Annotated in this window: 9 protein-coding genes; all 9 read right to left on the bottom strand. The window is 46.6% G+C overall.

The window, feature by feature from the left end:
• Position 1: 1 nt before the first annotated feature.
• The 9 genes from BMW94_RS00800 to dapG all read right to left on the bottom strand — a co-directional run bounded on the left by BMW94_RS00800 (position 2) and on the right by dapG (position 12,047).
• The gene (locus tag BMW94_RS00800) at positions 2-1,282 is read right to left on the bottom strand and encodes an EF-P 5-aminopentanol modification-associated protein YfmH (RefSeq protein ID WP_090993555.1); all 1,281 of its coding nucleotides are present in this window, start codon (positions 1,280-1,282) and stop codon (positions 2-4) included.
• 3 nt (positions 1,283-1,285) lie between these two features.
• Complete coding sequence (locus BMW94_RS00795) at positions 1,286-2,566, bottom strand: EF-P 5-aminopentanol modification-associated protein YfmF (RefSeq protein WP_090993553.1); 1,281 nt, start codon at positions 2,564-2,566, stop codon at positions 1,286-1,288.
• A gap of 126 nt (positions 2,567-2,692) precedes the next feature.
• Positions 2,693-3,517: a spore cortex-lytic enzyme gene (sleB, locus tag BMW94_RS00790; protein ID WP_090993551.1), complete on the bottom strand. Its 825-nt coding sequence runs from the start codon at positions 3,515-3,517 to the stop codon at positions 2,693-2,695.
• Positions 3,518-3,704: 187 nt separating this feature from the next.
• Positions 3,705-6,443 carry an FtsK/SpoIIIE family DNA translocase gene (locus BMW94_RS00785; protein ID WP_090993549.1) on the bottom strand — a complete coding sequence of 913 codons (2,739 nt, stop codon included), beginning with the start codon at positions 6,441-6,443 and terminating at the stop codon, positions 3,705-3,707.
• 90 nt (positions 6,444-6,533) lie between these two features.
• On the bottom strand, positions 6,534-6,764 hold the full coding sequence (locus BMW94_RS00780) for a YlzJ-like family protein (RefSeq protein WP_090993547.1): 231 nt from the start codon (positions 6,762-6,764) through the stop codon (positions 6,534-6,536).
• Entirely contained in the window at positions 6,761-7,534 is a 774-nt protein-coding gene (locus BMW94_RS00775) for a ClpP family protease (protein ID WP_302847969.1), read from the bottom strand. Before BMW94_RS00775 ends, BMW94_RS00780 begins: the two co-directional genes overlap by 4 nt.
• A gap of 215 nt (positions 7,535-7,749) precedes the next feature.
• On the bottom strand, positions 7,750-9,429 hold the full coding sequence (locus tag BMW94_RS00770; protein WP_024630273.1) for a ribonuclease J: 1,680 nt from the start codon (positions 9,427-9,429) through the stop codon (positions 7,750-7,752).
• A gap of 477 nt (positions 9,430-9,906) precedes the next feature.
• Positions 9,907-10,782: a 4-hydroxy-tetrahydrodipicolinate synthase gene (gene dapA, locus BMW94_RS00765; RefSeq protein WP_090993545.1), complete on the bottom strand. Its 876-nt coding sequence runs from the start codon at positions 10,780-10,782 to the stop codon at positions 9,907-9,909.
• Positions 10,783-10,829: 47 nt separating this feature from the next.
• A complete protein-coding gene (dapG, locus tag BMW94_RS00760; RefSeq protein WP_063566369.1) occupies positions 10,830-12,047 on the bottom strand; it encodes an aspartate kinase in 1,218 nt (405 codons plus the stop codon).
• Positions 12,048-12,191 lie beyond the last annotated feature (144 nt).

Genomic DNA, 12,191 nt, shown 5'->3' with positions numbered 1-12,191 from the left:
ATTAAGGACTCACGACAAGCGATATCGCCAGTTGATCCCAACGAATATGCTCTTTCAATCTGCGGTTTACCTCTTCCAGTGTAAGCGATTCATACAACGGGAGCATGTTGAAAAAATCACCACCACGGAATTGCTGCCGCGTGAATTCATTTGCAATGTTTTCTGGTGAATTGAGCATACGCAAATATCCACCTATTTTCTTTTTGCGTGCACGCTCAAAGTCGATTGCATCGAATCCTTTTTCCACAATAGCATCGACTTCTTCACGGATGCGGGCAAGCAGTTGATCCGGGTCTTTGGTGTCCCCGCCAATAGCAGAAAAGGCATATTGCGGCGAACTGTTATATTCATGTCCAAAGCTGTCCGAGATCAGGTCTTCATCATACAATTTTTGAAATAGCGGGGTACTGGAACCAAATAACAGATCCATCATTAGTTTGGTTGTCATATCCCGGCGCAGCAGGTCTTCCCCAGTAAGTCCCACATCGGTTTCCTTAAAACCGAACAAACATTTGGGCAGGGAAACGGCCAATTTGGATTCACGTCTGGCTTCCCCCACTTGCTCAGGTTCCGGTTCAAATATCCGCTCGATTTGCCCTTGAGGCTTATAATTTTTCTTCGCCTGGTTCGAACGAACCATATCGATCACTTCCTGTGGGTCTACACCACCCACGACAAACAGAAGCATGTTGCTTGGATGATAAAAAGAGTTGTAGCATGTGTACAACGTTTCTTTGGTTATGGTGCCAATGGATTCAACGGTTCCAGCGATATCAATATGCACGGGATGTTTCTGATACATCGCCTCAATTAAGCCAAAATAAACGCGCCAATCCGGATTATCCGCATACATATTAATTTCCTGTGCGATGATCCCTTTTTCCTTTTCTACATTCTGATCGGTGAAGTAAGGATTTTGCACAAAATCAACTAATGTTTGTATATTTTCATTGAAATGTTCCGTCGCCGAAAACAAATAAACGGTCTGATCGAAACTGGTAAAAGCATTGGCAGAAGCTCCATGAGAAGCAAATGTGGCAAAAATATCACCTGTCGGTTCTTCAAACATTTTGTGTTCCAGAAAATGAGCAATACCGTCCGGAACCTTTACTTCTTCCTGTCCTTCAACCTTAAAATGATTGTCGACCGAACCGTATTTGGTTGCAAACGTGGCATAAATTTTTTGGAAACCCGGTTTAGGCAAAATATAAACATGCAGCCCGTTATCCATCACTTCGTGATACAGCGTTTCCTGCAAACGATCGTATGTTATGCTCTCCACCGACTATTCCCCCTTCTCATCACGCAAGAAATAAATCGTATCCAGACGGAATTTCTCTGCCGCTTCACGAACATTTTCTTTGCTGATCTGTTCTACCTGGGCCAGAAGTTCCTCGGCCGTCCGCTCTTTGCCGGATAACTGTCGATTGAAATCATAAGCAATCAGCTCAAATGCAGAATCCTGCATTTCCTTGAGCAAATTACGAATCATCGCCTTGGTCTGGGACATCTCCAGGTCAGTGATATTCCCGTTCTTCATTTCATCCAGCTGCTGCTTGATAATCATGACGGCTTTTTCATAATTGGGAATTTCAATCCCGGATTGGATCGTTGCAATACCCTTATGTCCGTCATAACGGGAAGAGGCATAGTACGCCAGACTTTCTTTTTCACGAACATTAACGAACAGTTTGGAATGAGGATATCCTCCGAGAATGCCGTTATACATCAAAGCTGCTGCATACTGCGGGTCACCATAAGTAATTGACGTGCGAAGACCCATATTGAGCTTACCCTGATTAACATTAAGCCGTTCTACAACGGTTTCCACTTCTTTATCTCCACGAATAGCTTCCTGTGTGTGATAGTCGGAAGAGGTCGCACGTTCTACATTGAAATAACGCTGCACCAGGTTCTCTACCTCTTCCAGCGTGGTGTCGCCCACCACATACAAGTCCATACTTGCCTGCTGTAACCATTCCTGATACGAAGCTGTCAATGTATCTGGATCAATGCCCGGCAAATCCTTTCGCTCACCAAGCGGGTGCAAGCGGTAAGGTTCGTTTTTACACATCTCCTCAATACTGCGTTCCGCAGCATATCGCATTTTGTCATTGACGATGGACTCCAGCATTTTGCGAACAGTCTCCCGCTCGGCTTGTACATAAGAGGTTCGGAAATGTCCATCCTCCTGTGCAGGGCGTGTAAGCACCTCACCCAGAAAAGCAAAAGAACGATCCAACAGCTGCTCGTCCCCGCCAACAAAGGAATCATTAATGGTGTCCATACGGAACTGTACGATCTGGTAATCGCCACGTTTATAGACATCAAAGCCAAAACCCGCTCCATACAAATGTTCCAACTGTTCACGAAATTGCGTTGTTTCCGGATAGGATTCGGTCCCGCGCCGAAGCACGAAAGGTGTTAAGGCTACTTTGGTAACCGTATCTTCTTGCAGGGGAACCCCAGCGTAAAGAGAGATCGCAAATGTCTTAAAACGTTTCGTAGGAAGAACATGTATGCGGAATTCTTTCCGGCTTCCTCGTTCAAATCCTGATGTATTCAAATGTCAAAACCCCTTTACGGCGTCATTTATCGTGCAATAAGTGAAGCTTAAACGTAACAACCATTTTAACCCATTTAAAAGGCAAGAAGCAACCGAAGTCACGCCTTCTGGTTGCTTCCAAGATCATCACATACAGAATATATGCTGCCCGATTGTTTTCACCTGAGGACGTGTCCAGATCCATTTGGATGTAGCAGTCTTCGGATTAAAATAATAGAGGCATCCACCGGATGGGTCCCAACCATTCATCGCCTGTTCAACTGCTTTTTTAGCTTGTGCGTTCGGTTCCAGATAAATCTGGCCGTCTGCAACGGCGGTAAACGCACCCGGCTGGAAAATTACGCCTGACGGTGTGTTCGGGAAACTCGGCGATTTAACGCGATTCAGAATAACTGCCGCTACTGCCACTTGACCTTCAAATGGCTCTCCTCGAGATTCACCATATACGGCGTTAGCCATAATTTTGATTTCGTTCTCCGACAACCCCATGGAATTGGCTGAGCCCATATTGTCCTGCTCTTTATCCGCAGTATTGTTGCCACTATCTCCTGAGGTTTGATCCTTATGCAGCGGCGTTTCTGTTGGCGACCATTGTTTTGAAGCATTATAAAGTTTCAGCTTGGTTTTGGCTCCAACTACACCATCTGCCTTCATGCCGAATTCCGATTGAAACCATTTTACCGATTTCAATGTGGTGCTGCCGAAATTACTGTCAATTTTACCATTGTAAAATCCCAAATACTTCAGCCGGCCTTGAAGCTCGTATACATCCTGACCGTAACTTCCATATTTCACAGCATTGGTGCTAAAGGTGGGTAAGGACTTCTCTTCGACCTGCGGGGTACTCGGATTTGGACTATCGGTTGCTGTATTCCCAGGAAGCAAATAACGAATTCCCAATGCGGACATCAGCAAAATAGCAGTGAAAAGCCATATGTTCATTTTTCGCATCGACTGTGCTCTACCTTTCTCTTGTGGGATTAACAGAATCGCTAAGGTTATTATGACAAGCATACTTCGTTCCTATGCACCAAATCCTCCGATCATTGGACATCATGGCAAATCTTCAGTCAAATGGCATGCCAAAAGCCCTCAACCAATAAGGTTAAGGGCTTAAATCGTTTGCTCGTGCTGTGTATTACGAGCTTATTTTATTCTGTTGATACTGCTCCAGTGAAATCAGTACTTCCCGTGGTTTACTACCCTCGTAAGGACCAATTACGCCTCGGGCTTCCATGGAATCAATCAAACGTGCTGCACGGGTATATCCAACTCGCATTCGGCGTTGAAGCAGAGAAACCGAGGCTTGCTTCGCCTCCAAAATTATCTGCACCGCCTGTTCATATAACTCATCCTGCACTTCATCTGCTGCCTGAACGGAATCATCCACCTCAGGCACAAGGGATTCGTCATACTGCGCTTCACCTTGACCACGCACGTAATTCACGATATTTTCAACTTCCTCATCACTCATGAAAGCACCTTGTACACGAACCGGCTTCGAAGCTCCCATCGGCATGAACAGCATATCTCCCCGACCCAACAACTTCTCGGCCCCACCCATATCCAGAATCGTTCGGGAATCCACTTGAGAGGATACACCGAAGGCAATCCGGGAAGGAATGTTGGCTTTGATTACACCAGTGATAACATCCACAGAAGGGCGCTGTGTAGCAATGATCAGATGGATACCGGCTGCACGCGCCATCTGAGCCAATCGAGCAATCGCGTCTTCCACGTCACCTGCGGCAACCATCATAAGGTCAGCCAGCTCGTCCACGATAACAACGATATAAGGCAGAACCGCCGCTGGATTGTCTTTCATCAGATTGTTGTAGCCTTCAACGTTACGTGTACCCGATTTGGAGAACAACTCATACCTTTTCTCCATCTCAACAACGATCTTTTTGAGAGCAAGTGAAGCCCTTTTAGGATCCGTTACGACTGGCGCCATCAGATGCGGAATTCCGTTATATACGTTTAGCTCGACCATTTTGGGATCGACCATCAAAAATTTCACTTCATCCGGCTTCGCTTTGTACAGGATGCTCGTAATAATACCATTGATACATACGGATTTACCTGAACCCGTCGCACCAGCCACCAGCAAATGGGGCATACGAGCCAGATTACCGATGATCGTCTGTCCAGAGATATCTCGTCCAAATGCAATGGTCACTTTGGATTCAGCTTCCTGGAATGTGGCTGTTTCCATAACCTCCCGCATTGTTACTACGGATACCTCTCCATTAGGCACCTCAATACCGATAGCGGATTTGCCGGGAATTGGTGCTTCCATTCGGATATCCTTTGCCGCCAAGGCTAATGCAATATCGTCTGTCAGACTTACAATTCGGCTGACCTTTACACCAATATCCGGTTGGATCTCATATCGTGTAACAGCAGGTCCTCTGACTACTTCAAGTACTTTGGCACGAACACCGAAGCTTTCCAGCGTTGCTTCCAGCTTGCGTGCAGTCTGCATATAATCCTTTTGGTCGCCACCCTTACCTCCATTGTTCGGCTTGGAAAGAAGCCTGAATGACGGAAGTTTATAAGGTTTCGGAGGTGGTGGAGGCGGCTTAACAGGCTGTGCTTCCTGCCCCTGCGTATCCGACGCATCCGTACCTTGAGCCCCATTGCTCAACGTAGAATCAACGTCTGAACTACCCTCAACAGCATCCATAACAACTGTTCCAGCATCCGTCGCTCCAGGCAACTCCATGTTATCCACAAGTTCATCTGAGATCTTGATTGGAGGCTCTTCTCCCTGCATGTTATCCGTTAAATCATCTGGGAAAGGATACGCATCATCCAGATCATCATCTTTACTTGCATCCTCTGATCTGACATGTTCAAAGAAGTCACGGATGATAGGAGCCGAATTAGGTCTTGATTGCATAGGAACTGCGGCGGGAGCCATTACATCGGATGCGATGATTGGCTCGTCATGCCATGCATCCGCTGGAGTTTCCTGCTCAGCTCGGTAGACGACATGTTCCGTGTCTAAAGAATCATCCTCACCCAATCCACGTTCAGCCTTCGTTCGTTCCCGATCAGAGCCCCATTTTCCAAAAAGTTGGAAAAATATCGGGGATTTCCTTTTCGGGAGTTGCTGATCCTGCATATCATCGTCGTCATCATCTTCCTCGTCATCCACTGGAACAGGCACTACTTTACGGACATTCCCCTTTTTCTTGCCCGCCGAGCTTGAAACGGCCCGCGCTGCCGGTCTAGCCTCCAGCTTTTTGTACATTGCACTTCCTGCATCCCATATCTTGGTTCTGAAAATGCGAATCAGATCGACATAAGAAAGACTGGTAATGAGCATGAAACTGATAACGAACATCACGATCATAATCAATCGTGCTCCCAAGCTGCCAAACAACCACAAGAACAAAGCAAACTGCGCCGCTCCAATATAACCGCCGCTAATGTCCTTATTGAGCATCGAATCCCGTTCGCCTGGCGCAGCAGGCGTGAGCAGCTCGGTTTGCATATCATTATGTATCTGTGTAAGTACAGCACCTGGCTCAAGGGCCCCAACCGGTATAAGCTTCTGGTGCATGGCAGAGACGGTACTCATCAGGGTTAAAGCAAACACCAGCAATACGAGCCCTGTCTTGCGCGTTGTCCAGCCGCTTGGCCATTTCCTATGAATCATCACCATTAAGCCATAATAAATCCCTATAAGCGGAATCGCAAAATAGAACTTGCCAAGCATCAATCCAAACATCTTGGATAGCGAGCGTCCTACGGTTGCTTCACCCGACAAAGCAATGACGGCAAGGGTAATAAGCACAATGCCGTAAATTTCATATTTTAAAACGCCGCTAAATGCTGCGGCCTTTTTTTTCCTCTTTTTTCTTCTGGCCAAAATCAGGTCACCCCCAGAAGAATATTATACCATACAAATATAATCCGTACATATGTTCTTTTTCTGCTCAATTTGTCTTATTTCGTCGCGTTATGTTGGTCCCGGGTTACCCGAAAGTGGAACGATAGCTCCGGGCATATTGGCGGGATTCAGATAAGCTTCCAAGGGGCATTCAAGTAAACGTACAATGACTGCCTCATGTTCATTAACAGGTCTGACCTGCATCAATAATCCGTTCATCTTGATCTCCCGGGTGTCTTCTCCCTCATTCCACATCCCTGACCACAGCAGTTCAGGCGGCATCACTGTGTAGAGTGTCATTGGGTATAACCCCCTGCCTGAAGCGTCTGTCTTTTGTCTCCTATGAGCTGATTCAACTGGGCGATGGCCTGGCCGATCCCGCCTACGGCATCCATCAATCCGTATTTGACCGCATCTGCGCTACCGACAGCTGTTCCGATATCGCGGTTGAGTTCACCGGTCTTAAACATCAGTTCCTTGAACATTTCTTCAGTGATATTCGAGTGCGACGTAACAAATCGTACGACACGTTCCTGCATCTTCTCCATGTACTCAAACGTCTGAGGCACGCCTATTACGAGTCCGTTCATACGGATCGGATGAATGGTCATTGTTGCACTACCCGCGATCAATGAATAGGTTGAGGCAACCGCGATCGGAACCCCGATGCTGTGCCCGCCTCCAATGACGACGGTAACCGTAGGTTTGCTGAGTGAAGCAATCATTTCGGCAATAGCCAAGCCCGCCTCCACATCGCCTCCTACCGTGTTTAAAATGATCAAAATGCCTTCGATTCGCTGGTTCTGTTCTGCTGCAACCAGCTGCGGAATGATGTGCTCATACTTTGTTGTTTTGTTTTGCGGTGGTAAAATTAAATGCCCTTCCACCTGGCCGATAATGGTCATACAGAAAATGTTCGATTCAGCTGCCGGTGACTGTGTCTGCCCAAATTGCTGAATAGCCTCTGTTACAGGTGACATGGCCTTTTCCTCTTGTGCAGGTAATTCCGGTGCCTCGGTACTCGGTTGTTCCGATTTCGGTGTTTGTTTGTTTTTCATATATTCGCTCATTCGATTACTCCCCTTCTCCAGAAACATGTAATGTATTTCCTTAGTATGGGGAATGTTCCAGCTGACTTATACCCGATCACTCATCAATTTCTCCATAATCTGGTGTTCGGCCAGAAAACAACAAAAAAAGCCCCTTCTCTACGAGGAACCGTCCAATATTACTCGTAGAGAAGGGGCGACTGTGTGCCTGAAATTATGTTTTTGTTTGATTTATTTTAAACTTCCATAATGATTGGCAAAATCATCGGTCTACGACGAGTTTGCTCATACAAGAAGCGTCCGAGAGCATCTTTAACATTCGTTTTGAGTGAAGCCCATTCGTTAACGTTCTCACTCATCAACTTCTGCAATGTGCTGCTGACGATGCGATTGGCTTCATCAAGCAGTCCTTCCGATTCGCGTACATAGACAAATCCACGAGAGATAATGTCCGGACCGGAAACAATTTTGCCATCCTGTTTACTCAGTGTTACCACGACAACCAGAATGCCATCCTGTGACAGCAATTTACGGTCACGCAATACGATGTTACCTACATCGCCTACACCCAAACCGTCGATCAACACGTTACCTGCAGTAACTTTACCTGCCTTGCGTGCTGCTCCGCCTTGAATTTCTACCACTTCACCGATATCCGTAATGAAGATGTTGTCCGGATCAATACCTACAGATTCAGCCAGTACCGCGTGGCGGCGCTGCATACGGAATTCTCCGTGAATCGGCAGGAAATATTTCGGTTTCATCAGGTTAAGCATCAGCTTGAGCTCTTCCTGGCTACCGTGACCAGATACGTGAACGCCACTGTTTGCACCGCTGTAATGCACGTTGGCACCCAGACGGAACAGTTCGTCAATCGTACGGCCTACATATTTCTCATTACCTGGAACTGGTGTTGCCGCGATAATTACTGTATCCCCAGGCAAAATATCTACCTTACGATGCGTGGAACGAGCCATACGTGTCAATGCTGACATCGGCTCGCCTTGGCTACCTGTGCAGAGAATTACTACACGGTCAGCAGCCATTTTGCCCACTTCCTCCGGCTCAATGATCATGCCGTCTGGAATCTCAAGGTAACCCAGTTCAGAAGCAATACCCACCACATTTACCATACTGCGTCCAATAACTGCAACTTTACGTCCAGTTACTTCAGCTGCATTGATAACCTGTTGAATCCGGTGTACGTTGGAAGCAAATGTTGCTACAACGACACGTTGGCTTGCTTTGCGGAAGATATCTTCCAGAACGATACCCACATTTTTCTCCGAAGGTGTAAATCCAGGTTTCTCTGCGTTGGTACTATCGGACAAGAGGGCAAGTACGCCATTGGTTCCGATCTGTGCCATACGCTGTAGATCTGCATATTGACCATTGACTGGAGTGTGGTCAAATTTGAAGTCACCTGTATGAACAACAGCGCCTTCCGGTGTTTCGACACATACGCCGACAGAATCCGGAATACTATGGTTAGTAGCAAAGAACGTTGCTTTCAATACAGAGCCGAGTTGGATTTCGGAATCCGCATCAATCAGGATGCGTTTTGTTTCACCCAGCAAATTGGCTTCTTTCAGCTTGTTCTCCACAAGTCCGAGAGTAAGCCTTGTTCCGTATACCGGAACATTCAAGTGTTTCAGAACATATGGCAGACCACCGATATGATCCTCATGTCCGTGAGTCAAAATAATACCTCTTACTTTGTCACGGTTTTCAGTTAGATAAGAGATGTCAGGAATGACAATGTCGATTCCAAGCATATCTTCTTCCGGGAATTTAAGACCAGCATCTACGACTACAATGTCGTTCGCGTATTGGATGACGTACATATTTTTGCCAATCTCGCCTACGCCGCCCAAAGCAAAAATCATCAGTTTATCGTTGTTATTTTTCTTAGACAAATGAATCTAAACCTCCTATGGTAGTTGGACGTCGTACCTTATTATTTTATTGTAAGTTAAGAAAAGCAGTCCATCACACCCATGCCCGTAAATAGGGATGAATGCAAAAGAGCACCTTTATTCACGATATTTGGAAGAAGTTCTTCGAAGTTATTCCCCTTCACCAACAAGATGGATTTTGAAATGATCCTTCTTAGCCGTTCCTTCCTTTTTCACCACAAAGCTACACCAATAAACGATGTCGCTTTCAATTTCAAAAAAATACCGCACCCAGTCACTTGACATCATTATACATGATTAAAAACAAAAAAAACAAGTCACTCTCTCGTTAACCTCTACGTTTGCCTCCAGTTGTGAAAAGAAACCTAACAATCATCATCAAAAAAAAGAACCGCCTCCTCTTATACGAGGAGCGGTTCTTCTGCAATTTCTATGGGTTTATATAAGTTAACAAATCAGTTCAATATCGTATGATTACTAGTTGAACAAGGTACGAATAAAGCCTTGCTCATCCTCTGTTGCAGCTATAAGCGGTAGGCGTACAGATCCGACGTTCAGACCGCGCAATGTCAGTGCGTATTTCACCGCTACAGGGTTTGGTAAAGGCTGCGGACACTCGAACAGACCTTTGAACACCGGAAACAGCTTCTGATGGATCTGAGCCGCCTGTACAGGCGCACCACCGAAGTAGGCATCAATCATTTGTTTCATCTCAGCGCCTACCACATGACTAGCAACGCTAACGATCCCGTGAGCACCTACAGCAATCGCAGGCAAGCCAGAAGCATCATCACCGGAATACACTCTGAAATGTCCCGGTGCACCCGCAGCAATCTGCGTGACTTGCTCCAACGATACACATTCCTTCGTAGCTACAATGTTAGGAATCTGTGCCAAACGAAGCGTTGTTGCAGCCGAAAGGCTGGCTGCTGTACGTCCAGGAACGTTATACAACATAATCGGCAGTTTCGTCGCGTTCGCGATCGCTTCAAAGTGTCTAAACATTCCCTCTTGACTTGGTTTGTTGTAATAAGGAACAACCAGCAAAACACCATCTACACCAGCACGTTCAGCGTCCTGAGTCAGATGGATTGAATGAGCGGTGTTATTGCTACCCGTTCCAGCAATGATTTTGCACCGTCCAGCCGCATGTTTTACCGCGAATTCGAATAGTTCTACTTTTTCTTTGTCGCTAAGCGTGGGAGATTCTCCAGTTGTTCCTGAAATAACGAGCGTCTCTGACTTTTGATCTGCAATCAAATAGTCAATCAGACGTGCAGTTTCCTCCCAATGGATCTCCCCCTGTTCGTTGAACGGAGTGACCATTGCTGTAATCAATCTTCCAAAGTCCAAGTCGATTCCTCCTTCAAAACAGGTCCGGCTCCGCTGACTTCAAAGTACTACAAGTGAAGTTCGAATGAGGCGTGAAGCGCCCTCAGAGCTTGAACCATATCTTCTTTTTTCACAAGTACCCAAATCGTTGTATTGGAATCTGCAGATTGTAGGATCTGGATGTCCGCGAGTGTCAAGGATTCCACGATCCGTGCCATAATGCCTGGCACTCCGTTGATCCCTCCGCCGATGACGGAAACTTTGGCACATCCGGAAAGACTTTGCGGTTTAAGACCAATCTCCTGCAGTACCTGAATGGCTTTCTCGGAATCACTATCGAAAACGGTATAGACAACTCCCAGGGGGGTAACATTAATAAAATCTACGCTAATCGAATTTTCAGCCATCGTTTTGAACACTTTTAGCTGCAAACGATCTGCACCGCCCGGCACTTCCACCGTTATTTGCGTAACATTACTTACATAGGCAATCCCTGTTACATATCGGTCGACAATGCCTGTCTGCACATCCTGGAATCCTTCTGGATGCGTTACCAGCGTCCCTTCACTATCTGCAAAGGTAGACCGTACACGCACTGGAATCTGGGATTGCATTGCAATCTCGACTGCACGCGGATGAATTACCTTGGCTCCTTGATGGGCCATATTACATATCTCGGCATAACTCACAACAGTCAACGGACGAGCGTCCTCCACGATACGTGGATCTGCTGTCAGTATCCCATTTACATCTGTGTATATGTCCACCATCTCAGCGTGTAAAGCTGCACCAAGAGCTGTGGCTGACGTATCACTTCCTCCACGACCAAGGGTCGTAAAGTCACCATTCTCGGTCTGCCCCTGGAACCCTGTAACAATGACAACACGCCCACTCTGTAGCTGCTCCAGCACACGAACAGGACGGACATCCAAAATTCGGGCATTCCCGAAATTGTCGTCCGTCACAAAACCTGCTTGTGCACCGGTCAGCACTGTAGTTGGAATGCCTTCATGTTCGAGTAGACTGCTCAAAGTCGTCGCAGAAATAATTTCACCACAGCACAGCAGTAAATCCTTTTCGCGTGCGGAGAGTGCATTTCCGTTCTGTGCAGCCCAGTCCAGTAGCGTATCCGTCGCATAAGGTTCGCCGCGGCGACCCATCGCTGACACAACAATGACCAGACTCAATCCTGCTTCAAGTTCACGTTTAACATGACGGAGCACATGCTCTCTCGCCTGAACGGTAGAGAGAGACGTACCTCCGAATTTCTGTACCATGATGCGCATCTTTATTCCTCCATTTGTGTACGCGAGAAGACTGACACGGGTCAAATCAACAAATGGATCACCCTAGGGAGCGTTCCGATGCGATAATTTCAGCATTTTATACGGCATTTCATGCCGCTCCTCATCAAAGATTGTGTGAAACCA

Source organism: Paenibacillus sp. OK003 (assembly GCF_900109515.1).
In the GTDB taxonomy this organism is placed as follows: domain Bacteria; phylum Bacillota; class Bacilli; order Paenibacillales; family Paenibacillaceae; genus Paenibacillus; species Paenibacillus marchantiae.
The sequence above is the reverse complement of the archived record's forward strand: the minus strand, read 5'-3'. Positions and strand labels throughout refer to the sequence as shown.

Excerpts from the sequence above, each read along its gene's own strand:
- dapG (WP_063566369.1), bottom strand. The coding sequence starts at position 12,047 with ATGCGCATCATGGTACAGAAATTCGGAGGTACGTCTCTCTCTACCGTT.
- sleB (WP_090993551.1), bottom strand. The coding sequence starts at position 3,517 with ATGCGAAAAATGAACATATGGCTTTTCACTGCTATTTTGCTGATGTCC.
- BMW94_RS00775 (WP_302847969.1), bottom strand. The coding sequence starts at position 7,534 with ATGAGCGAATATATGAAAAACAAACAAACACCGAAATCGGAACAACCG.
- BMW94_RS00780 (WP_090993547.1), bottom strand. The coding sequence starts at position 6,764 with ATGACACTCTACACAGTGATGCCGCCTGAACTGCTGTGGTCAGGGATG.